16 protein-coding genes and 4 pseudogenes are annotated in these 21,745 nt (G+C 68.2%); 12 read left to right on the top strand and 8 right to left on the bottom strand.

Going from position 1 to position 21,745, the window contains the following annotated elements:
* Positions 1 to 926: chitinase (locus tag NON19_RS15670; RefSeq protein WP_255928501.1), on the top strand; the 926-nt coding region annotated here is incomplete at its 5' end.
* Between the two features lie 114 nt (positions 927 to 1,040).
* On the opposite strand, the gene NON19_RS15665 is transcribed toward NON19_RS15670, so the two are convergent.
* On the bottom strand, positions 1,041 to 1,880 hold the full coding sequence (locus NON19_RS15665; RefSeq protein ID WP_255928499.1) for a S1 family peptidase: 840 nt from the start codon (positions 1,878 to 1,880) through the stop codon (positions 1,041 to 1,043).
* A 204-nt stretch (positions 1,881 to 2,084) separates the two neighbouring features.
* Between NON19_RS15665 and NON19_RS15660 the strand changes: the two genes are divergently transcribed.
* The 4 genes and pseudogenes from NON19_RS15660 to NON19_RS15645 all read left to right on the top strand — a co-directional run bounded on the left by NON19_RS15660 (position 2,085) and on the right by NON19_RS15645 (position 5,781).
* Positions 2,085 to 2,678: a lytic polysaccharide monooxygenase auxiliary activity family 9 protein gene (locus tag NON19_RS15660; protein ID WP_255928497.1), complete on the top strand. Its 594-nt coding sequence runs from the start codon at positions 2,085 to 2,087 to the stop codon at positions 2,676 to 2,678.
* A gap of 182 nt (positions 2,679 to 2,860) precedes the next feature.
* Positions 2,861 to 4,111, top strand: a complete 1,251-nt coding sequence (locus NON19_RS15655) for an amino acid deaminase (protein ID WP_255928495.1) — start codon at positions 2,861 to 2,863, stop codon at positions 4,109 to 4,111.
* Between the two features lie 206 nt (positions 4,112 to 4,317).
* Positions 4,318 to 4,544: pseudogene (locus NON19_RS15650) on the top strand (D-aminoacylase); the annotation flags it as partial.
* A 25-nt stretch (positions 4,545 to 4,569) separates the two neighbouring features.
* Entirely contained in the window at positions 4,570 to 5,781 is a 1,212-nt protein-coding gene (locus NON19_RS15645) for a pyridoxal phosphate-dependent aminotransferase (RefSeq protein ID WP_255928493.1), read from the top strand.
* A gap of 226 nt (positions 5,782 to 6,007) precedes the next feature.
* Here the strand turns inward: NON19_RS15645 and NON19_RS15640 are convergent, their stop codons facing one another.
* Complete coding sequence (locus NON19_RS15640; protein ID WP_255928491.1) at positions 6,008 to 7,819, bottom strand: phosphoenolpyruvate carboxykinase (GTP); 1,812 nt, start codon at positions 7,817 to 7,819, stop codon at positions 6,008 to 6,010.
* Between the two features lie 233 nt (positions 7,820 to 8,052).
* Between NON19_RS15640 and trhA the strand changes: the two genes are divergently transcribed.
* From trhA to NON19_RS15625, 3 genes and pseudogenes are all read left to right on the top strand, one after another.
* Positions 8,053 to 8,748, top strand: coding sequence for a PAQR family membrane homeostasis protein TrhA (trhA, locus tag NON19_RS15635; RefSeq protein ID WP_255928489.1), 696 nt, complete (start codon positions 8,053 to 8,055; stop codon positions 8,746 to 8,748).
* Between the two features lie 71 nt (positions 8,749 to 8,819).
* Positions 8,820 to 10,248: pseudogene (locus tag NON19_RS15630) on the top strand (DHA2 family efflux MFS transporter permease subunit).
* Positions 10,249 to 10,253: 5 nt separating this feature from the next.
* On the top strand, positions 10,254 to 10,883 hold the full coding sequence (locus NON19_RS15625) for an acyl-CoA-like ligand-binding transcription factor (protein WP_255928487.1): 630 nt from the start codon (positions 10,254 to 10,256) through the stop codon (positions 10,881 to 10,883).
* On the opposite strand, the gene NON19_RS15620 is transcribed toward NON19_RS15625, so the two are convergent.
* The gene (locus NON19_RS15620; RefSeq protein ID WP_255928485.1) at positions 10,884 to 11,549 is read right to left on the bottom strand and encodes a response regulator; all 666 of its coding nucleotides are present in this window, start codon (positions 11,547 to 11,549) and stop codon (positions 10,884 to 10,886) included.
* Positions 11,546 to 12,796: a sensor histidine kinase gene (locus NON19_RS15615; protein ID WP_255928483.1), complete on the bottom strand. Its 1,251-nt coding sequence runs from the start codon at positions 12,794 to 12,796 to the stop codon at positions 11,546 to 11,548. The genes NON19_RS15620 and NON19_RS15615 overlap by 4 nt, the downstream gene beginning before the upstream one ends.
* 468 nt (positions 12,797 to 13,264) lie before the next feature.
* Here NON19_RS15615 and NON19_RS15610 point away from each other — a divergent pair, with 468 nt between their 5' ends.
* Both NON19_RS15610 and NON19_RS33930 read left to right on the top strand, forming a co-directional pair.
* The gene (locus NON19_RS15610) at positions 13,265 to 13,537 is read left to right on the top strand and encodes a hypothetical protein (RefSeq protein WP_255928481.1); all 273 of its coding nucleotides are present in this window, start codon (positions 13,265 to 13,267) and stop codon (positions 13,535 to 13,537) included.
* A 58-nt stretch (positions 13,538 to 13,595) separates the two neighbouring features.
* Positions 13,596 to 13,828, top strand: a pseudogene (locus NON19_RS33930) (transposase); the annotation flags it as partial.
* A gap of 4 nt (positions 13,829 to 13,832) precedes the next feature.
* Here the strand turns inward: NON19_RS33930 and NON19_RS15605 are convergent.
* Positions 13,833 to 14,501, bottom strand: coding sequence for a hypothetical protein (locus NON19_RS15605; RefSeq protein ID WP_255928479.1), 669 nt, complete (start codon positions 14,499 to 14,501; stop codon positions 13,833 to 13,835).
* A 396-nt stretch (positions 14,502 to 14,897) separates the two neighbouring features.
* Between NON19_RS15605 and NON19_RS33695 the strand changes: the two are divergent.
* Positions 14,898 to 14,951, top strand: a pseudogene (locus NON19_RS33695) (DUF397 domain-containing protein); the annotation flags it as partial.
* Between the two features lie 46 nt (positions 14,952 to 14,997).
* On the opposite strand, the gene NON19_RS15600 reads toward NON19_RS33695, so the two are convergent.
* Positions 14,998 to 17,055 carry a thioredoxin domain-containing protein gene (locus NON19_RS15600; protein WP_255928477.1) on the bottom strand — a complete coding sequence of 686 codons (2,058 nt, stop codon included), beginning with the start codon at positions 17,053 to 17,055 and terminating at the stop codon, positions 14,998 to 15,000.
* A 96-nt stretch (positions 17,056 to 17,151) separates the two neighbouring features.
* Between NON19_RS15600 and NON19_RS15595 the strand changes: the two genes are divergently transcribed.
* Positions 17,152 to 18,003 (top strand): aldo/keto reductase, encoded by an 852-nt coding sequence (locus NON19_RS15595; RefSeq protein ID WP_255928475.1) that lies wholly within the window; start codon positions 17,152 to 17,154, stop codon positions 18,001 to 18,003.
* A gap of 49 nt (positions 18,004 to 18,052) precedes the next feature.
* On the opposite strand, the gene NON19_RS15590 is transcribed toward NON19_RS15595, so the two are convergent.
* Both NON19_RS15590 and NON19_RS15585 read right to left on the bottom strand, forming a co-directional pair.
* Positions 18,053 to 20,479: a glycoside hydrolase family 3 C-terminal domain-containing protein gene (locus NON19_RS15590; protein WP_255928473.1), complete on the bottom strand. Its 2,427-nt coding sequence runs from the start codon at positions 20,477 to 20,479 to the stop codon at positions 18,053 to 18,055.
* 66 nt (positions 20,480 to 20,545) lie between these two features.
* Complete coding sequence (locus NON19_RS15585) at positions 20,546 to 21,733, bottom strand: cytochrome P450 (RefSeq protein ID WP_255928471.1); 1,188 nt, start codon at positions 21,731 to 21,733, stop codon at positions 20,546 to 20,548.
* Positions 21,734 to 21,745 lie beyond the last annotated feature (12 nt).

The following is a 21,745-nucleotide window of genomic DNA, read 5'->3' as shown; positions in this document are numbered from 1 at the left end:
CTCCCACCCCCACACCGACGCCCACCCCGCCCAGCAGTTCCTCCGGCCTGCCCAAGCACGCGGTGACCGGCTACTGGCAGGACTTCTGCAACGGCGCCGCCGTCCAGAAACTCTCCGACGTCAACAGCCAGTACGACCTCATCGCGGTGGCGTTCGCCAACTCCACGTCCACGCCCGGAGCGGTGGACTTCTCCCTCGACCCCTGTCTGAACTACAGCGACGCGCAGTTCAAGTCCGACATCAAGGCGGCACAGGCGGCGGGCAAGAAGGTCATCATCTCCGTCGGCGGCCAGAACGGCACGATCTCGGTCTCCGACAGCGCCTCGGCGACCAACTTCGCCAACAGCGTCTTCACCCTGATGCAGAACTACGGCTTCGACGGCGTGGACATCGACCTGGAGAACGGTCTCAACCCCACGTACATGAGCCAGGCGCTGCACGCCCTGTCGGCCAAGGCCGGTCCGGGCCTGATCATCACGATGGCCCCGCAGACCATCGACATGCTCTCGCCGTCCAGCGACTACTTCGCGACGGCGCTCAATATCAAGGACATCCTGACGGTCGTCAACACCCAGTTCTACAACTCCGGCTCAATGAACGGCTGTGACGGCAACGTCTACTCCGAAGGCTCGGTCGACTTCCTCACCGCACTGGCCTGCACCCAACTGCAGGGCGGCCTGGACCCGTCCCAGGTGGGCATCGGCGTCCCGGCCTCCAGCAGCGCGGCAGGCAGCGGCTACGTCTCACCGACGGTGGTCAACAACGCCCTCGACTGCCTGACCCAGGGCACCGGATGCGGTTCCTTCAAACCCCCGCGGACCTGGCCCACGCTGCGCGGCGCGATGACCTGGTCCACCAACTGGGACGCGTCGGCCGGCAACTCCTTCGCCAACGACGTGGGCACGCACGTACACGCGCTGCCGTAACTAGCGCGGCCGGACCGGGCGGTACGCCGCGTACCGCCCGGCCCTTCACGTCACGGCTTCGAAAGCGAACGCCCTGGCGCTGCCCGCGCCAGGGCGTCCCTTGTGCTGGGTGCGTTACGGCTTTGGGAGCGCGCAGTTCGGCAACGTCAGGTCGATCGTGTTGCCGGTGCCCACGCAGGGGGCTATCAGATAGGTCTCCTCGGCGTAGCCGATGCCCTGGTGGATGGTGGTGTTGCCGCTCTGGTCCACCTCGCAGGGGTTGTCCAGGGTGCACAGTTCGCCGTTCTCGTTGGTGGTGTTGTTGACCGCCACCACCTGGCCGGTCGAGGTGTCGATGACCGGCGAGCCCGAAGTCCCGCCGATGACATGGCAGTCGGGGGTGTAGCGGACGGAGTCCTTCCAGGTCCAGTCGGCCTCCTTCACCTCGTAGGCGAAGCCGTCGATCGCGCAGGAGTACGTCGACTGCCAGTACCCGGAGACCACCTCGATGGGGTCCCCCTGCACCGGGTGGGTGGTGGCCAGCGGCAGTGCCTCGATCTGGTACTGCTGGCGGATCTGGGCGTAGGTGCTGCTGAGTTGGTACAGCGTGATGTCGGTGTCGGTCATCGTCGCGTACAGCACCTTGGCGGCCTGCAGCGTCCCGAGTTGGTTGCCGGAGGCGTTCAGCAGTGTGAACGTCCGGCTGGACGGCTGGTCGGTGATCACCTGGCCCGCGGTGGGCATGCCGCTCTCCAGGCAGTGCCCGTTGGTCATGACCATCGCCGGGTCGTCGTCCGCCGCGGCGGGTGTGCGTATGACGGAGCCGGAACAGTCGTCCAGCGCCACCGTCCCGGCGAAGCTGACCTGCGCGTCCGAGGGCCTGGTCGCGGCACCCGCCGGTGCCGCGGTGATGCCGAGGAACGTGACGACGGCGAGACATCCCGCCGACAGGGCGGCGGTGAGGGGTCTTTTCATGTGGGGGGTCCTCTCCCTAGCGAGGGGATTCGAGGGAGTGCGGGTGCCGGGGCAGGGTTTGGCATGAACATTGTCAGATTGGGGGCGCGAGAAGAGAAGACCTGTGGACATGACCGGACGTCAGACCTACCGTGGCTATTGGTCCAGACCAAGCCTGGGCGCTCATCTCAACCCTGGATCCCCCACGTTCCTCAGGAGTGAGCCATGCGCGGAAAGCTCGGTGCGGTGGTCATCGGTCTCGGTGTGTTCGGGGCCTGCGTGCTCGCCACCGGCAGTGCCAGTAGCCACGGGTACATCAGTCAGCCACCGAGCCGTCAGGCGCTGTGCGCCGACGGCACCGTGGACGACTGCGGCGACATCCAGTACGAGCCCCAAAGCGTCGAAGGGCCGAAGGGCTTCCCGGCGGCGGGGCCACCGGACGGCGCCATATGCAGCGGCGGCAACAGCCGGTTCGCGCAACTCGACGACCCGCGTGGCGGCCAGTGGCCCGCCGCCCAGCTCACCGGTGGCCAGGCCTACGACTTCAGCTGGACGTTCACCGCCCGGCACGCCACCACCGACTTCGAGTTCTTCATCACCAACGACAGCTACGACCCCAGCAGGCCGCTGACCCGGGCGGAGCTGCAACCGCAGCCCTTCCTGACCGTCCCGTACGGCGGCAGGCCGCCGTCCAGCGACACCGTCACCCAGCAGGGCACGATCCCCACCGGCCTCACCGGCAGGCACCTCATCCTCGCGGTGTGGAACATCGCGGACACCGGAAACGCCTTCTACGCCTGCTCCGACGTACAGTTCTGACCGCGCCGGGCTACCTGGCCCCGGGCTCCCCCGGGCACGACGCGTCGAACGTCACCTTCGCCCCGTTCTCCACCGCCTCGTACACGATTGACCCGGTGCTCGCCGGGATGTTAGACAGCACGTAACACCAGTCGCAACGCGCGTTGCACAAGCTGCACAAAGTGCGGTCACCGGGAGGGCGGATGCACGTCGATGGGTTGTCCGAGGAGCGGATCGACCACCGCTTCAAGGGGCTGCCGCCGGACGCCGAGGGGCTCACGGTCGGTGAGTTGGCGGCCGAGCGCCGCTCGATCTTCGACGGCGGTTTCACCACCCCCGTCCTCGCGCTGTCGGCGCCCGCGCTGGAGCACAACCTGGCGCAGTTGGAGGAGTACTGCGCCAAGCACGGCCTGGCGTTCGCCCCGCACGGCAAGACCTCGATGGCGCCACAGCTGTTCGCCCGCCAACTGGCCCACGGCTGCTGGGGGATCACCGCGGCGACGGCGGGCCATGTGCGGGTGTACCGGGCGTTCGGAGTGCAACGGATCTTCCTGGCCAACGAGTTGGTGGACGCGGCGGCGTTGCGCTGGCTGTCCGACGAGTTGGCCGCTGACCCCGACTTCCGGTTCGTCGCCTATGTGGACTCGGTACGGGGCGTCGAGCTGATGGACGCCGCGCTGACCCACCGGGTCGACGTGGTGGTCGAGTTGGGCGCGCCGGGCGCTCGTACCGGAGTGCGCGACGAGGCGGTGGCGCACCAGGTCGCCGAGGCGGTGGCCGCGGCGCGGCATCTGCGGCTGGTCGGAGTGGCCGGTTACGAGGGCGAGCTGCCGGTCAAGACCGAGGAGACGGTGACGGCGTGGTTGCGGCAACTGGTGGCGCTGGCCCGGGAACTGGACGCGCGGGGGCGGTTCGCGGAGGCGGACGAGATCGTGCTGAGCGCGGGCGGCAGCGCGTGGTTCGACTCCGTCGCGCAGGTCTTCGATGCGGTCGACGCCGATGACTTCTCCCGGCCGGTGTTCAAGCTGCTGCGCTCGGGCGCGTACGTGACCCACGACGACGGCCACTACCGGCGCAGCACGCCGTTCCATGAGCGGGTGGCGGGCTCGCTGCGGCCCGCGTTCCGGCTGTGGGCGCAGGTGGTGTCCCAGCCGGAACCGGGGCTCGCGGTGCTGAACGCGGGCAAGCGGGACGTGCCGTACGACCTGGGGCTGCCGGTGCCCCAGGTCGTAAGGACGCTGTCCGGGGCGGAGCGGGCGGCGGCCGGGATGCGGGTCGTCAAGCTGGCCGACCAGCATGCGTTCGTCGAGCTCGACGAGGGTGCGGGGGTCGAGGTCGGGGACTGGGTGGGGCTGGGGTTGTCGCATCCGTGCACGACGTTCGACAAGTGGCAGCTCATTCCGCTGGTGGCGGAGGACGGGACGGTTGTGGACTTCGTCCGGACGTTCTTCTAGGAGGGCTCTGCCAGCCCGCCCCGGTGCCGGGGAAATGCCCGCCCGCCCTTACCGCGGTCGTGGCGCGCGGCCCGGGGCGTCCGCCCACCCAACGGGCTGACGGCTGACCGTGCCCCGACCTGCTGGCGGGCGGGCCGCAGGCCGTCCCGCGGCGGCTGCGCGACGAGGCCGCGTCGGCCCGTCCGGACTCGGGGCAGGCGCTGGCGATCCACACCGGTAGCAGCGACGGCCCCCTGATGGGCGACAAACCGCATCCCCGCGCCTAAGGCACGTTCCTCGTACTACCTGGGCCGGTACACAGGGGAGCTGGGGGTGCTCTCACATCCCGTACGTGCTGGTGGACGGCCGGTTCGTGATCAGGGACGGCCGCAGAACGGATGTGCTGGCGGGCCGCTCGGTACGGGGACGTGGCGAAAAACACCGAGCGGGCTGAGTTGGCGGGCCTTAGGGTGACCGGCATGCAGGTGATCCAGTCGACGAAGCTCGCGAATGTCTGTTACGAGATCCGGGGACCGGTGCTCGAAGAGGCGATGCGGCTTGAGGCGGCGGGTCACCGCATCCTCAAGCTGAACACCGGCAACCCGGCGCCCTTCGGTTTCGAGTGCCCGCCGGAGATCCTCGAGGACATGCTGCGCACCCTCGGTGACGCGCACGGCTACGGCGACGCCAAGGGCCTGCTGTCCGCGCGGCGCGCGGTGATGCAGCACTACCAGACCAAGGGCATCGCGCTCGACGTCGAGGACATCTACCTCGGCAACGGCGTTTCCGAACTGATCCAGATGTCCATGCAGGCGCTGCTGGACGACGGCGACGAGGTACTGGTCCCGGCGCCGGACTACCCGCTGTGGACCGCCGCCGTCTCCCTGGCGGGCGGCACGGCCGTGCACTACCGCTGTGACGAGCAGGCCGACTGGACGCCGGACCTGGCCGACATCGAGCGCAAGGTCACCGACCGCACCAAGGCGATCGTGGTGATCAACCCCAACAACCCGACCGGCGCGGTCTACGACAACGAGCTGCTGCGCGGCATCACCGACATCGCCCGGCGGCACCGGCTGATCGTCTGCTCCGACGAGATCTACGACAAGATCCTCTACGACGGCACCACCCATACGCCGACCGCCGCCATCGCGCCCGACCTGCTGACGCTGACCTTCAACGGCCTGTCCAAGGCGTACCGGGTGGCGGGCTACCGCAGCGGCTGGATGGCGGTGTGCGGTCCCAAGGCGCACGCCGCAAGCTACATCGAGGGCCTGACGATCCTGGCGAACATGCGGCTGTGCGCCAACATGCCCGCCCAGCACGCCATCGCCACCGCGCTCGGCGGCCACCAGTCGATCAACTCGCTGGTGCTGCCCGGCGGTCGGCTGCTCGCCCAACGCGACGCGGCGTACCAGGCGCTCACCGCGATCCCCGGTGTGACCTGCGTGAAGCCGAAGGGGGCGCTGTACGCGTTCCCGAAGCTCGACCCCAAGGTCTACAAGATCAAGGACGACCGGCAGATGGTCCTGGACCTGCTGCGGGCCGAGAAGATCATGATCGTGCACGGGTCGGGCTTCAACTGGCCTGAGCCCGACCACTTCCGCATCGTCACGCTGCCGCGCGCGGAGGATCTGACGGACGCGATCGAGCGCATCGGCCGCTTCTTGGACGGCTACGGCCAGCCGTAGCGCTCGCGCTGTGCGGTGCGCGAAAGGGGCGCGAGGAGACGGCTGCGGCCAGCCCTGAGACCTAAGGGGCGCGGGGCTGTGACAACGTGCGGCTCCGCCGCGTGAGCGCGCTCAGCCCCCACCGGCCGGTGGTCGAAGATCGACCATAGGACCACTAGTCGGTGGCCACCAACAGGCTCGCCGTGGCTGGTCGCGCAGTTCCCCGCGCCCCTTCAGGGCGCGTTGGTCAGCCCAGTCGGGCGACCAGCGCTCGGTACTCGTCCCACAGCTCCTTCGGCGTGTGGTCGCCGAACGTCTCCAGGTGCTGCGGAATCAGCGCCGCCTCCTCGCGCCACACATCAACGTCGACGCTGAGCAGCAGGTCGAGGTCGGCGTCCGAGATCTTCAGGCCCTCGGTGTCCAGGGCCTGCTTCGTCGGCAGCACGCCGATCGGCGTCTCGACGCCCTCGGCCTCGCCGTTGAGCCGCTCCACGATCCACTTGAGCACCCGGCTGTTCTCGCCGAAGCCCGGCCAGACGAACCTGCCGTCGGCGTCCTTGCGGAACCAGTTGACGTAGTAGATCTTCGGCAGCTTGGCCGCGTCGTGCGTCTGGCCGATCTTCACCCAGTGGCCGAAGTAGTCGCCCATGTTGTAGCCGCAGAACGGCAGCATCGCGAACGGGTCGCGGCGCAGCTCGCCGACCTTGCCCTCGGCGGCGGCCGTCTTCTCGGAGGCCACGTTGGCGCCCAGGAAGACACCGTGCTGCCAGTCGAACGACTCGGTCACCAGCGGTACGGCGGAGGCGCGGCGGCCACCGAAGAGGATCGCCGAGATCGGCACGCCCTTGGGGTCCTCCCACTCGGGCGCGATGATCGGGCACTGCGAGGCGGGCACCGTGAAGCGGGCGTTGGGGTGCGCGGCCGGGGTGCCGGACTCCGGCGTCCAGTCGTTGCCCTTCCAGTCGGTCAGGTGCGCCGGGGGCTCCTCGGTCATGCCCTCCCACCACACGTCGCCGTCGTCGGTGAGCGCGACGTTGGTGAAGACCGAGTTGCCGTACATGGTCTTCATGGCGTTGGCGTTGGTGTGCTCGCCGGTGCCGGGGGCGACGCCGAAGAAGCCCGCCTCGGGGTTGATCGCGTAGAGGCGGCCGTCCTCACCGAACCGCATCCAGGCGATGTCGTCGCCGATGGTCTCCACGGTCCAGCCGGGGATGGTCGGCTCCAGCATGGCGAGGTTGGTCTTGCCGCAGGCGCTCGGGAACGCGGCGGCCACGTACTTCGGCTGGCCCTTCGGCGGGGTCAGCTTGAGGATCAGCATGTGCTCGGCCAGCCAGCCCTCGTCCCGGGCCATCACCGAGGCGATGCGCAGCGCGTAGCACTTCTTGCCCAGCAGCGCGTTGCCGCCGTAGCCGGAGCCGTAGGACCAGATCTCGCGGGCCTCGGGGAAGTGCGAGATGTACTTGGTGGAGTTGCACGGCCACGGCACGTCGGCCTGGCCGGGCTCCAGCGGCGCGCCGAGGGTGTGCACGGCCTTGACGAAGGCACCGTCCTCGCCGAGCTCGTCGAGTACGGCGCTGCCCATGCGCGTCATCGTGCGCATGGAGACGGCCACGTACGCGGAGTCGGTGATCTCCACGCCCAGCGCGGAGAGCTTGGAGCCGAGCGGGCCCATGCAGAACGGGACGACGTACATCGTCCGCCCACGCATCGAGCCGCGGAACAGGCCCTTGTCACCGGTGAAGATCTCCCGCATCTCGGCGGGGTCCTTCCAGTGGTTGGTGGGACCGGCGTCCTCCTCCTTCTCGGAGCAGATGAACGTCCGGTCCTCGACGCGGGCGACGTCGCTCGGGTCGGAGGCCGCGTAGTACGAGTTGGGGCGCTTGACCGGGTCGAGCTGCTTGAACGTCCCCTTGGCGACGAGCTCGTCACACAGGCGCTGGTACTCCTCCTCGGAGCCGTCGCACCACACGATCTCGTCAGGCTCGGTGAGGGCGGCGATCTCGCCGACCCAAGCGATCAGTTCCTGGTGTTTGGTGGGAGCCGCATTGCCGCGCGCCACGATCGCTCCGTTCCGCCGGACACGCACTCATCCGGCGTCAGATGTTGAGGGTTGTGGAATTTGGCCCCTTGGGGGCTGCGACCCGGACGCCTGCTCATCCGGTGCCGACCGCACTCATATGAGTGTCGATGGGCGATCGTGATCTGTCCAGTGGGCCAGTAGTGAGCATTGCCACTTCCAGCCCCATTTATTACCTGGCCGTAACCTACGGTTCCGTAGGTAGCATGACCGCCATGACCGCAGCCGAGGAGACCACTGCCGCCGCCCTGACGGCCAAGGGTCCGCATCTCCCAGCCATCAAGCCCAAGTTGCGCGGCTGGCTGCACGCCGGGATGTTCCCGGCGACGCTCGTCGCGGGCGTGACGCTCACCGCACTCGCCGACAGCCCACGCGGAAGGATCGCCTGTGCGGTCTACACCCTGACCGCGTGCCTGCTGTTCGGAGTCAGCGCGCTGTACCACCGGGGCAACTGGACGCCACGGGTGTCGGCGACGCTGCGCCGACTCGACCACGCCAACATCTTCCTGATCATCGCGGGCACCTACACCCCGCTGGCGATCCTGCTACTGCCGAACGGAACGGCGACCGCGCTGCTGTGGTTCGTCTGGGCTGGCGCGCTGGCCGGGATACTCTTCCGGGTCTTCTGGGTGAGCGCGCCGCGCTGGCTCTACACGCCCTGCTATCTGGCGCTCGGCTGGGCCGCGGTCTTCTACCTGCCCGCCTTCCTGCGCACCGGCGGCGTCGCGGTCCTGGTGTGCGTGACGGTGGGCGGCCTGCTCTACAGTGCGGGCGGGGTGATCTACGGGATCAAGCGGCCCAATCCGTCCCCGCGCTGGTTCGGCTTCCACGAGGTCTTCCACTCGTTCACCCTGGCCGCGTTCATCGTCCACTACGTCGGCATCTCGCTGGTGGCGTACACGCACTCGTAGTCCGCGACCACAGGTCACCCAGCCCCCGGCAGGGCTTTCCCCGCCGGGGGCTTTCGCATGCCCGAAAAGACATCTACTCGGGTCTCCCCGCCGTAGGCAGGGGAAGGATCGCCGACTCGTACAACGTGGTGCTGGCCGCGCTGATGCTGCCCGCCGGGCTGCTGGGCGACCGCTTCGGGCGGCGCCGGATGCTGGTCACCGGGCTCGCGGTGTTCCTGGCCGGATCGCTGTTCGGCACCCTGGCGGGCTCCCCCGCGACGCTGATCGCCGCCCGGACCGTGATGGGGTTCGGCGCCGCGCTGATCATGCCGCTGGCGATGGCCGTGGTGCCCACGGTCTTCGGCCCCGAGGAGCGGTCCAAGGCGATCGGCGCGCTCACCGCGGCCACCGCGCTGGGCATACCGCTCGGCCCGATCGTGGGCGGCTGGCTGCTCGACCACTTCTGGTGGGGTTCGATCTTCCTGCTTCCTGATCAACGTGCCCATGGTGGCCCTCGGCATCACCGCCTGCGCCGTGCTGCTGCGTGAGAGCCGGGACCCCGCCGCGCCGCGGATCGACGCCCTCAGCGCCGCGCTCAACTGTCTCGGCCTGGGCGCCCTGGTCTACGGGATCATCAAGGCGCCGGACGACGGCTGGAGCGACCCCGTCGTACTGCTCGCGCTGTTCGCCGCCGTCGTTCTGCTCACCGGGCTGGTACTGCGCGAACGGCGCGCCACCCGGCCGATGTTGGACCTGCTCCTGCTGCGGCAGCGCGGCTTCCTGTGGAACAGCGCCGCCGCCACGCTGGCGATCTTCGTGATGATGGGGCTGATGTTCCTGGTGCCCAGCTACCTGCAAGTGGTGCTCGGATACGACGCGTTGGGCACCGGTGTGCGGATGCTGCCCATGATGGGCGGGCTGCTGGTCGCCTCGCGCATCACCGAACCGCTGACCAGGCGCTTCGGGCCACGCCTGGTGATCCCCGGCGGGCTGCTGGTGCTGGCGGGCGCGGCGCTGCTGGGCTCGCGGACCGCGATCGGCGACGGATACGGCGGTACCGCGCTGTGGCTGGGCGTCACCGGGCTCGGGCTGGGCTTCGCCATGATCCCGGCGATGGACGCGGCGCTGGGCGCGCTGCCGAAGCAGCGGGTCGGTTCCGGTTCCGGGCTGCTGATGACGTTGCGGCAGACCGGCGGGGCGATCGGTGTGGCGCTGCTGGGCAGCCTGCTGGCCGCCTCGTTCGGCGGTCAGCTGGACACGGCGGGGCTACCGGGTACGGCCGCGGCGTACGCCCGTAGGACGGTGGGCGCGGCACACGCGGTGGCCGCCCGCACCGGGGACCGGGCACTGGCCGCGTCCGCCAACTCCGCCTATGTGCACGGCATGGATGTGGTGCTGCTGGTGTGCGCGGTCACGGCGATCTGCGCGGCGCTGCTGGTCGCGGCGTTCCTGCCGGGCCAGGACGAAGCGGAAGCCCCCGTTCGGGACGTGGCCGCCGAGAGCGTCGATGCCCGACAATAAGCTCCATGGCACCCGCAACGACCCCTGCCGCCGCCCAGCTCAGCCTGCGCGAGCGGAAGAAGATCAAGACTCGGCAGGCGATCCGGCAGGCCGCCTACCGCCTCTTCGAGGAGCAGGGGTACGACGCGACCACCGTCGAGCAGATCGCGGCCGCCGCTGAGGTGTCGCCGAGCACGTTCTTCCGGTACTTCCCGACGAAGGAGGACGTCGTACTCACCGACGAGTACGACCCGCTGATGGAGACGGCGCTGCTGGACCGGCCCGCCGACGAGCCCATCGTGGAATCGCTGCGGCACTCCACCATCGCGCTGCTGCGCCAGATGTTCGCCGAGGGCGGCCGGGACCGCGAGGAGATCCTGCACCGCATCCGGCTCAGCCGGGAGGTACCGGCCATCCGCGCTCGGATGAGCGAGAACATCTCCGACACCTGCCAGACGATGGCCACCGCGCTGGCCAAGCAGCGCGGCCGCGACCCGAAGGACCTGGAGATCCGCGTCATGGTCGGCGCGGTGGTCGGCGCCTGGCAGGAGGCGCTGATGCACTGGATCGACAGCGGCAGCCAGGAGGACCTGCCGAGCCTGCTCGACACGACCCTGACCATCCTGGCCGAGGGCTTTGCGCAGCCTGGACGTTGACTACGTCGGCGGCGTCAACAAACCACCTTCATACGCTGCGACAACCAACTGTGCTCGATCCCGGGCATGTAGCTTGGTGAGAAGGCGGCTCACATGGGTTTTGACCGTAAGCGGGGAAATGAAAAGATCTTCTGCGATCTCCTCATTTGCCATTCCCCGTCCCACCAACTCCAGGACCTGTAGCTCTCGTTCAGTCAGCATGGCAAGGTCCGGCCTCATGCTGGCTCTGCGCGGCCGTCTCGTCATACCTGCTTCAATGACGTGGCGAGTAATCTTCGGGGAAAGCAGACTGTCGCCGTTCGCGACCGTTCTCACTGCGCTCACCAGGTCGCCTGGAGTGGTGTCTTTGAGCAGGAAGCCACTTGCCCCGGCCTGCAGGGCGGCGAAGACGTTCTCCTCTTCGCCGAAGGTGGTGAGAATCAGAACCCTAACCGCGGCGAGGCCGGTCTCACTGCTGATGCGCTCGGTCGCACCAATGCCGTCAAGGCCTGGCATCTGAATATCCATCAGCACTACGTCCGGCAGAAGCCGACGAGTCAGGTCCACAGCCTGAAGGCCGTCTTCGGCCTCCCCCGCGACGGCGAGATCGTCCTCCGAGTCGATCAGCATCCGAAAGCCAGCCCGAATGAGCTCCTCGTCATCGACCAGCAGTACACGCACGGTCACGTTGCCTCCATGGGGATCTCCGCACGGACCCGGAAACCACGTTCCGCGGCGGCGCCGACCTCAAGACGCCCTCCGACCGCCTCGATGCGCTGGCGCATCCCGGCGAGGCCACCTCTCGTTCCGAATCCCTCCAACCTCTCGGGACCGTTACCGTCATCAGTGACTTCCACGATCACCCGACCAGCGGTAAAAGCGAGTTCAACCCGTACCCTGCGCACCGGCCCGGCATGTTTGATGACATTGGTGAGAGCTTCCTGAACAAGCCGGTAGATGGCGAATCCCGCCGCCGCGGGCACGTCACAGAGCGGGCCGGTCATCACGCACTCCACCGGAAGGCCTGCCCTGCGGGCGTTTTCGATCAGTTCCGGTAGATCATGGATACTCTTTTGTTGATCGGCCGCCAATGCGCCCAGGTTCTCCCTCTTGAGAACTCTCAGTGTAGCGCGCAGTTCTTCGAGTGCTACGGCGCTCACTCGATGAATGTTGGAGAGGGTGTCCTTAGCGATCTCTGGTCTCTTGTTCAGCGCGTGAATCGCGGCGCCGGACTGGACGTTGATGACCGCGATGCTGTGACCGAGGGAATCGTGCAGCTCTCTCGCGATGCGGAGTCTTTCCTCGTGCACCATCCGAAGCTCGTCGGAAGCACGGCGCTCAGCCGCGCGTTGCAGGTGTTCCTGCCTGTACCTTTGGTGGTTAGCCAGGGCGATGCCGATGGACGCTGCGGCTGCGATGCCGCCGAACTGCAGACCGTCTTCCAGCTGAAGTTGTGGAACATGGGAGATCAGTTCCGCCTCGGAAAACACCAGCCCTGTCGCCAGGGATGTGATGATCAGCGTTTGCCGAAATGTGCAGACGCCCCCGATCGTGTAAACCGCGATCACCAACTGAATCGCGACGGGAAACACCCTCCCCTCCATGGCCACAAAAGCGCCGGTAGCCGCTAGCGTCAGCGCGAGCACCAGAAGAGGGCGGGATTTACGCCAGAAAAGCGCGCCACTTGCCGCCAAACCGATGGCCGTGGAATAGATTTTCTGGCGCCCATCGTGTAGCCACATCGCGTCGGCAATGACGAGCAGCGCGGTCGCTACCGGCGGGAGCCAGACAGTGATTCTTTCCGATACATTCCTTGGCCAATCGTGCTCCACGACGGAAGCTAAAGCCATACCGGTCAACATGTCCAGCTTCGACGCGCGGCGGGAGCGCGACACGCGCTGCGGCGAGGTCGTCGGCCGCATGGTGCGCACCATGGTCGGAGCAGCGCGCTGATGGACATGTCAAATTACCCGGCAATTCCCGAGGTCACGACCGTGGCCCATATCTCGGGTACTCCCTGAGGAGTAATCAACTGACTCGTCCTACCCCGGGAGCATGACGTCCGTTTACATCTACTGAGGCTGGGACCGGGGGATCACCGCAGCCTACGATTGAAGAAGGCTTGAGGGCATATGTCGACGAAGGAGGAGGTGGGCTAGGCCCAATGCCTGTGACATAGGGGCCGGTTCGACCTCCTGACCTGCCAAAGGGCTGCCCTCGGCGATCTCGGCAGCCGCAGAGTCGGCGGCATCGGGAACCAGGCCGATCTTGGGCGGTTAGCCGCTTTTCAACCTGCGGTGGCCCTCAGAATTCTACGATCTTTCCTTCCCGCATCGACCGGCCCGTCACCGATTTTATGTCTTCCAGATGGAAATTGACGGCTCAAGAAGGAGGAAGCGGTCATGCGACTGTGGTCCGTCACGTTCCCGTTCAACAATGAGGTTGGGGTCTCCGGAAGTCAAACGATCATCGTAGAGGCGGGCACAGTTGAGGAGGCCAAGCTGGTTGCCCTGGGGAAAGCTGCTTCACATGAGTGCTGCAGTCACCGCAAGTGGAGGAAGATCGATGCGGTGCATCCGGCAATCGCTTGCCTGGACGAGGCGCCGTGCGATCATCGCGGGCCATCATCGTTCACCGACGGCTGCTCCTGCGATGACGCCGACTACGCGAGTTGACGGCAAGGACAGCCGTCCCCTGTTGCTGCCGCAACGGCCAGGACGCCCGCACGAGTAGGACACCCGCGCCGGGACCGTCGAGTTGGCCATCCGCGAGCTGGGACAGGGAAGTTACCTCCCGTACTGGCTCCTCGAACGCCGCCCGGCAGGCCGAGCAGGCCCTTCATCGGCGTGGTCGCCACGCCTACCTCCTCGGCGCCTACCACCCGCCGCGTCGAGAAGCCAGCCGAGAGTCTGGGAGTGACCCAGCTGTCGAAGTCACAGGTGTCCGAGACGGCCTGGCACCTGGACTCCATCAACGCTGTTTCACAAGCACCTTGCTGCGATTGGCCTCGCAGCTTGCCTTCTCAGCATCGGTCATGGGACGGCTTCTCACCACGATGGAACTGCTCTTGCCGCCGGTACCGTTCTTTGCCGGGCTGGTGATGGTGTCCGGCACAAACCAGTAGTAGTGCCCCCACTTTGGGCTGTCATAGTGCGTCTGCCATTCCCCTGAGACCTTTTGCATGAGTTGGGCGCGAGAGATCCACGCGACTTCTCCGGGCTTCGCCGTGACGTTTTGTTCGTCGGATTCAGATGTCTCGCTGGTCCAGGTGTGACCGTATGTTGCGGTCACACTGACGTTCACCAGCCCCATGAGTGTGCCGCCAGCGCTGACAGATACGCCGACGGAATCGGTCGAACCGACCTTCTGCGTCCAGGTCAACTTCTTGGTGGTGTCCGACGTGCTGCAGTTGTAGAGAGTGTCCGACACCTGCACGAAGTTGCCCAGGTAAGGTTCTCCCATCTGCGGTGAGTTGAAGGTGCACTTCCCCGACCCGGATTCGCAGTCCGCCAGGATGGCCTCACGGGTTGGCTCGTCGGCGGCGGATGACGGCACAGTGGCGGCAACGACGAAGCCGCAGGATGCGGCGGCTATGGCGACGGCCCGTGCTGCGTTCCGCTTGGCAGGTTTCAGAGTCATCCAATTCTCCCTTGACTGACGTCCCGAGGCGCCCTCTTCCCTGTTCGATGGAGAGGTCAATGACTGACGCATCCACCGATGACTCGCCCCATGTGTTGGTATAAGAAGTACCATGACTTGGTATAGCGCGGAAGAGGTCAAGTCAAACTAACGATTATTCAGTTATGGGAGTGGTGTTCCTGAGTACGGGCCTGCCTTCGCCTGGTAGGTCCCCACCCGCTCCGCCGCCGCGTCGTAGACGAGCGCCCCGGGCGTCAGGGTCGTACTCGCGTTTCGCCATCGCTTCCGGGAATGCCGCAACTACTGTGCGGCTTCTGCCGTATGCGCACGGGGAACGTGCCCTGATGGGTGGCGCGTTGATGTTGATGACTCTCGACGACCGCCCACGCCACCGGCGCCATCCCCATAAGGGACTCCAAAGACCCCGACGGCCCCGCCCTGTTCTTCTCCCCCGGGAGTGGGTCGTATCCGCCGTCAACGCCGGGGAGTTCCCCAGCTAACGCACCTGTTCCGCCAGCGCCGACGCCTCCGTCGTCGGCGCCGCGCACGCGAACCGGCGGCAGACATACGCGGCCGGGCGGCCGTCCACCAGGGGGCGGTCGCGTAGCAGGGCGAACTCCTCGCTGTTCGGCTCGCCGCAGGCGACCACCGCGCCCGGTGCGGTGCCCAGCAGGGCGGTGCGGTGGAGTGCCCGGGTGGCCGGATCGTCGCCGGGCCCGGCGACCGCGACCTCGCGCGGGCCGTCCAGCGCGGCCTCCGCGACCGCCAGGCCCCAGCCGATGAACCGTGGCGCCCGCGCCGCCAGCGCGCCCACCACGCCCAACGCCCGTTCCGCGGCGGCGCGGTGCTCGGCCGAGCCGGTGTAAGCCGCGTACGACAGCAGCGCACCGGCCGCCGCCGTCCAGCCGGAGGGCGCGGCGTTGTCCGTGGGGTCCTGCGGGCGACGGATCAGCGCCTCCGCGTCGTCCGCGGTGTCGTAGAACGTGCCGTCGCCGCCCGCGAAGTGCCGTAGCACGGTGTCCAGCAGCAGCCCGGCGAACTCAAGCCACACGCCTTCGCCGGTCACCCCGGCCAGGGCTAGGAACCCCTCGGCGACATCCGCGTAGTCCTCCAGTACCCCCGCGTTGTCGCCCGCCACCCCCTCCCGCGAGGTGCGGGCCAGCCGCCCTTGCGCGTCCATGTGCACCCGTACCAGCAGGTCGGCCGCGTCCAGCGCGGCGGCCACCAGGTCGGGGCGGTCGAAGTAGGCGCCGATCTCGGCGAGCGCGGCGATGGCCAGGCCGTTCCAGGCGGCCACCACCTTGTCGTCCCGGCCGGGCCTCGGCCGCCGGGCCCGCGCCGCCAACAGACGTTGCCGGACGGAGGCGATCCGCTCACCGGAGGCCAACTCGCCGTCCACCAGGCGCAGTACGGACGCGCCGTCCTCGAAGTTTCCCTCCGGCGTCACCCCGTAGTACCGCGCGGCGAACTCGGCGTCCTCCTCACCCAGCACCTCGCGCAGTTCGTCAACCGTCCACACGTAGTAGGCGCCTTCGCCGTGTGCTCCGCCACCGCCCTTCGTAGGACGCACTTCGCGCGACCCTTGCGGAATCTCGCTGTCCGCGTCCAGCGCCGAGGCGAACCCACCCTGCTCGGTGCGCAGTTCGCCGACCAGGAAGTCGGCGGTCTCCAGCGCCACCCGGCGCGCCAGGTCGGATCCGGTGGCCCGCCACAGATGGGCGTAGACCCGGCACAGCAGCGCGTTGTCGTACAGCATCTTCTCGAAGTGCGGCACGGTGAACGTACGGTCGACCGCGTAACGGGCGAATCCACCGCCCAGTTGGTCGTAGATCCCGCCGCGCGCCATGGCCTCGCAGGTGTCGGTCGCCATCTGCAACGCGGCCTCGGAGCCGGTGCGCGCGTGGTGCCGCAGCAGGAACTCCAGCACCATGGACGGCGGGAACTTCGGCGCGCCGCCGAACCCGCCGTACGTCGCGTCGTACTCCCGGGTCAGCTCCATCAGCGCGGCGTGCAGCTCGGCCTCCGCGGGCGCGGGGGCCCGGCCGTAGTCGAGCTGGCGGCCGGACAGCTCCCGTACGATCCGCGCCGCGACCTCGCCCACCTCGTCCCGCCGGTCCCGCCACGCGGCCCGTACGCCCTCCAGCACCTGCCGGAAACCGGGCATGCCGTGCCGGGGCTCGGGCGGGAAGTAGGTGCCGAAGTAGAACGGCTCGCCGTCCGGCGTCAGGAACACCGTCATCGGCCAGCCGCCCTGCCCGGTCGCCGCCTGCACCGCCTCCATGTAGACCGCGTCGACGTCGGGCCGCTCCTCCCGGTCCACCTTCACCGGTACGAAGTGCTCGTTGAGCACGGCGGCGGTCCGGTCGTCCTCGAACGACTCCTCGGCCATGACATGGCACCAGTGGCAGGAGGAGTACCCCACGCTGAGCAGCACCGGCACCCCGCGCCGCCGGGCCTCGGCGAACGCCTCCTGGCCCCACTCCCACCAGTCCACGGGATTGGCGGCGTGCTGCTGGAGATACGGTGACTGGGCGCGCGCCAGTCGATTCACCATGTGTCCAGTATGACAGCCGGTGGCACATTGCCCCGGAAGGCGTTCGCGCTGTTCATCGATAGTCTCCAGGCGGATACCCGGACGAGGAGGAATCGAATGGTGCAGCGCGAACGGTCCACCTTTACGCTGGGCGGTGATCTTCCGGTACACCGGATGGGGTTCGGCGCTCTCAGGCTGACCGGCCCGGAATACTGGGGTCCGCCGGACGATCGGGAAACGGCGCTGGACATCGCCCGGCTGGCCGTCGACCTCGGCGTGTCCTTCATCGACACCGCCGACTCCTACGGGCTGGGCAGCAGTGAGGAAGTGCTGGCCGAGGCGTTGCGCCCGTACCCGGACGGCCTGGTCATCGCGACGAAGGCCGGTCAGTGCCGACCACGCCCCAACGAGTGGGTGCCGTTGGGGCGCCCCGAATACCTGCGTCAGCAGGCGGAGTTGAGCCTGCGCCGCCTCGGGCTTGACCGTATCGACCTCTTCCAGCTGCACCGGATCGACCCGAAGGTGCCCGCGGCCGAGCAGTTCGGCGCGCTCAAGGAGTTGCAGGACGAGGGGAAGATCCGGCACATCGGGCTGTCCAAGGTCACCGTCGAGGAACTGGAGCAGGCCCGCGAGCAGATCACCGTGGCCAGCGTGCAGAACGTGTACAACCTCACCGACCGGCACAACGATGATGTGGTCGAGTACTGCGAGAAGCACTCGATCGCGTTCATAGCGTGGCTGCCGATCGCCCGCGGCGAACTCGCCGCCGAGGGCAGCCCGGTGACCGCCATCGCCGCTGAACTGGGGGTGACCCCAAGCCAGGTGGCGCTGGCCTGGCTGCTGCACCGCTCCCCTGCGGTGATCCCGATCCCTGGCACCAGCTCGCCGGTGCACCTCAAGGAGAACGTCGCGGCGTCGGACATCGTGTTCTCCGACGACCAGTTGGCCCGGCTCAACGCGCTCGGATGAACGAAAGACCCCGGGGGGAGCGCCGAAGCACTCCCCCCGGGGCGGGGCTTCAGGCGGCGGGCACCGCGATCTTCGCCTGAAGTGGCAGGATCGCCGAAGAGGGGCCGACGAACACCGATCTGACACCCGCTCCGGTGGCCCAGCCATGGCTGGCGGTGTTCCAGTACTTCAGCTTCTGCCCGTCGATGTGTACGGTCACCCGCTCGCTCTGGCCCGGTGCCAGCTCGACCTTGGCGTATCCGGCGAGTGCCCTGTCCGCCTGCGGCGCCCGCACCTCGGGGCTGGCCCCCAGGTACACCTGCGCGACCTCCTTTCCGGCGCGCTGGCCGGTGTTGCGCAGGGTGAAGCTGATGTCGTAGCCGTCGCCCGCCGGGACCGCGGACACGTCACGGTAGTCGAAGGACGTGTAGGTCAGGCCGTAGCCGAACGGGAACAGTGGCCGCACCTCGTTCTTGTCGTACCAGCGGTAGCCGACGTAGATGCCCTCGGAGTAGGTCTCCTCGTCCCCCACTCCTGGGTAGCGCTTCGGGTCGCCCGTGACGGGGGTACTGTGCTCGTCCACCGGGAAGGTCTGGGTGAGCTTGCCGCTGGGGTTCACGTCGCCGAACAGCAGCGCCGCCGTCGCCTGCGCGCCCGACTCTCCCGGATACCACATGTCCAGCACCGCGGCGGTGTCGTCAAGCCATGGCATCTTCACCGCCGACCCGGTGTTGAGCACCACCACCGTGTTGGGGTTGGCCTTCGCCACCCGGGAGATCAGTTCCTCCTGGTGGCCCGGCAGGGCCAGCGATGTCCGGTCGGCCCCCTCGGCTCCGTCGTCGTAGGCGAACACGATGGCGGTGCGCGCCGCCTTGGCCGAGGCGACCGCCTGGTCGATGGCGGCCTCGGCGGCCTGCGGTGTGACCCAACTCAGGTCGAGCGTAAGGGGCTTGGTGCCGGTGGTCTGCCCGGAGATGGACAGCTTGTGCGCACCGGCGGTCAGCCGCATCGGCGCGCTGGTCACCTTGCCGTACGCCTCACCGGCCTGGATCGGGGCGCCCCCGTCGACCTGCACGGTCGCGGCGCCGCCGGTGACCCGTACGGCCAGCCGGTAGTCGCCGTCCTCGGGCACGGTGAGGGTGCCGTCGTAGATGCTGCCGACGGTGCCGGGCTTGAGCACCGTGCCGCCCGCGAAGGCGGGCGAGAGCGCGTCCGCCGGGAGGGCGCTGCCGACGAGTTCCTCACCGGTCGAGTACGTCACGCTGCCCTCGGCACCGGCCCGTGCCCGGATGGTGTCCAGCGGCGCGACCGCCGTGTCGGGCTCCACATGGGCGCTGCCCAGCCCGGAGACCTTCGGGTCCTTGGCTGTGGGGCCGATCACCGCGATGCTCCTGCCGGCGGTACCCGTCAGCGGCAGCGCCCCGTCCTTGTCGCGCAGCAGCACCGCGCCGTCCTCGGCGACCCGCTGGGCGACCTTCGCCGCCCCCGCGGGGTCGCGGGCGGGCCGGGCGGGCGGGTGCGCACCGACCAGGCCGAACCGCTGTAGCTGGGTGACGATCCGGCTCACCGCGGTGTCCAGGGTGGCCATGGGGATGCGGCCGTCCTCGACCGCCTTCTTCAGCGGCTCGCCGAAGTACTTGCCGCCGGGCACCGAGCCGTTGACGCTGTCGGTCCAGTCGATCCCGAGTTCCTGGTCCAGCCCCTTGGTGATCGCGTCGGTGCTGTGCGTCGCCATCCAGTCGGACATCACCCAGCCCTTGAAGTCCCACTGGGTGCGCAGGATGTCGTCCAGGAGTTCCGCGTTGCCGCACGACGGCGTGCCGTTGACCTTGTTGTAGGCGCACATGACCGAGCTGACCCCGGCGTGTGCCGCGCTCTTGAACGCCGGCAGCTCGATCTCGTGCAGTGCCTGCTCGTCGACGTTGACGTCGACGGTCTGCCGGTTGTCCTCCTGGTTGTTCTCCGCGAAGTGCTTGGCGGTGGCCATCAGGCCCTGGCTCTGGATGCCCTGGATCTCCGCGGCGGCGGTCCTGGCGGAGACCAGCGGGTCCTCGCTGAACGTCTCGTAGTTCCGCCCGGCCTGGGGGACCCGGATGGTGTTCATCATGGGTCCCATCACCAGGTCCTGGCCCAGCGCCCGGCCGTCCCGCCCGATGGCCGAGCCGTATGACTTCGCGAGCTGGTCGTCGAAGCTGGCGGCGAGTGCCACGGGTGCGGGCAGGGCGGCCGCCGTGCCGTTGTTGAGCCGGATACCCGCCGGGCCGTCGGCCGCCCGTATCTCAGGGATGCCGAGCCGGGGGACGCCGGGCAGGTATCCGACGCTGAACGGGCCGGAGAAGGTCACCGTCCAGTGCACGAAGGACAGCTTCTCGTCCAGCGTCATCTTGCCGACCAGCGGGTTCAGCTGCTGGTCGGGCTGGACCCGCTGGTCGGCCGCGGCCACCCCGCCGGTCAGCAGCGTGCAGACGGCGAACAGGACCAGCAGCCGGGTCCCCACCGACCGCCGCCTGCCGCCTCGCCACGGTTGTACTGGCACAGGGTGTTTTCCGTTCTGTCGGTGTGATCAGGGTCGTGCGAAGGTGACCGGCAGCCGGTAGAGGCCGAACAGCGTCGCGTCGTGTTTGAAGGGCAGCTCGTCCAGCTCGACGGCGGGCACGATGTCGGGGATCTTGTCGAACAGCGTGCCGAACGCGATCTCCAGCTCCGCCTTGGCCAGGTGCTGCCCGATGCACTGGTGCGGGCCGTAGCCGAAGGCGAGGTGATGCCGTTCCGTGCGGTGGATGTCGAACTCGTCGGGGTTCGTGAACCGCTCGTCCCGGTTGGCCGCGGCGGCGAGGCCGATCACGCTGTCGCCCGCCTTGATCACCGTGCCGTCGATCTCGATGTCCTCCTTGGCGGCCCGGCGCAGCCAGTCCGCGCTGGAGTGGTAGCGCAGCAGCTCGTCGACGGCCGCGGGCAACAGCTCTGGTTTGGCCCGCAGTTCTGCCACCACGTCCGGGTGGCGCATCAGGGTCAGGGCGCCGAGGCCGATCATGTTGGCGCTCGTCTCGTGCCCGACGATCAGCAGCAGCACGGAGGTGTTGACCAGTTCCTGGTGGGTCAGCGCACCGGCACGCCACGGCCCCTCGACCAAGCGGCTGATGAGCCCCTCGTCCGGTTCCGCCTCCTTCGCGGTGACCAGCTTGTCCAGGTACTGGTAGAGGTCCATGAACGCGGCCGCGGTCTCCTCCGCGGTGGCGCTCTGGATCGCCACCGACGAACGGCTGTGGAAGAACTCCCGGTCGGCGTAGGGCACTCCGAGCAGTTCGCAGATCACCATGGTCGCCAACGGCATCGCCAGCGCCTCGACCAGGTCCACCGGGCCTTCGGTGGCCAGGATCTGGTCCACCAGTTCCTCGGCTGTCCGCTGGATCGCAGGCCGCATCGCCTGCACCCGCTTGACGGTGAAGTACGAGGTCAGCATCCGGCGGTAGACACCGTGCTCCGGCGGGTCCATCCCGACGAACGTACGGAAGGTCTCGGTCTGTCCCTCCTCGCTCGCCGCCAGCGTGGCCAGCCGGGGCGGCTCGGAGCTGATCCTCGGGTCCTGCAACAGCTTGCGCACCAGGTCGTACCCGGTGACCAGCCAGGTCTCCTTGCCGTTCCACAAGGTGGCCTTGGCCAGCGGCCCCTGGGCGCGCAGTTCGGCGTACTCCTGCGGCGGCGCGAACGGGCACGTGCGTGCCATCGGGAAGGTGGGCAACTCGGTCATGCTTCCTGCTCC

This window comes from Streptantibioticus rubrisoli (assembly GCF_024436055.1).
GTDB classification, from domain to species: Bacteria; Actinomycetota; Actinomycetes; order Streptomycetales; family Streptomycetaceae; genus Streptantibioticus_A; species Streptantibioticus_A rubrisoli.
Note: the sequence above shows the minus strand (reverse complement) of the source record. Positions and strands in the feature narration are given on the sequence as shown.

Coding starts and splice junctions, on each gene's coding strand:
- NON19_RS15600 (WP_255928477.1), bottom strand. CDS start 17,055: ATGGTGAATCGACTGGCGCGCGCCCAGTCACCGTATCTCCAGCAGCAC.
- NON19_RS15645 (WP_255928493.1), top strand. CDS start 4,570: ATGCAGGTGATCCAGTCGACGAAGCTCGCGAATGTCTGTTACGAGATC.
- NON19_RS15595 (WP_255928475.1), top strand. CDS start 17,152: ATGGTGCAGCGCGAACGGTCCACCTTTACGCTGGGCGGTGATCTTCCG.
- trhA (WP_255928489.1), top strand. CDS start 8,053: ATGACCGCAGCCGAGGAGACCACTGCCGCCGCCCTGACGGCCAAGGGT.
- NON19_RS15610 (WP_255928481.1), top strand. CDS start 13,265: ATGCGACTGTGGTCCGTCACGTTCCCGTTCAACAATGAGGTTGGGGTC.
- NON19_RS15605 (WP_255928479.1), bottom strand. CDS start 14,501: ATGACTCTGAAACCTGCCAAGCGGAACGCAGCACGGGCCGTCGCCATA.
- NON19_RS15655 (WP_255928495.1), top strand. CDS start 2,861: ATGCACGTCGATGGGTTGTCCGAGGAGCGGATCGACCACCGCTTCAAG.
- NON19_RS15625 (WP_255928487.1), top strand. CDS start 10,254: ATGGCACCCGCAACGACCCCTGCCGCCGCCCAGCTCAGCCTGCGCGAG.
- NON19_RS15585 (WP_255928471.1), bottom strand. CDS start 21,733: ATGACCGAGTTGCCCACCTTCCCGATGGCACGCACGTGCCCGTTCGCG.
- NON19_RS15615 (WP_255928483.1), bottom strand. CDS start 12,796: ATGGTGCGCACCATGCGGCCGACGACCTCGCCGCAGCGCGTGTCGCGC.
- NON19_RS15665 (WP_255928499.1), bottom strand. CDS start 1,880: ATGAAAAGACCCCTCACCGCCGCCCTGTCGGCGGGATGTCTCGCCGTC.
- NON19_RS15660 (WP_255928497.1), top strand. CDS start 2,085: ATGCGCGGAAAGCTCGGTGCGGTGGTCATCGGTCTCGGTGTGTTCGGG.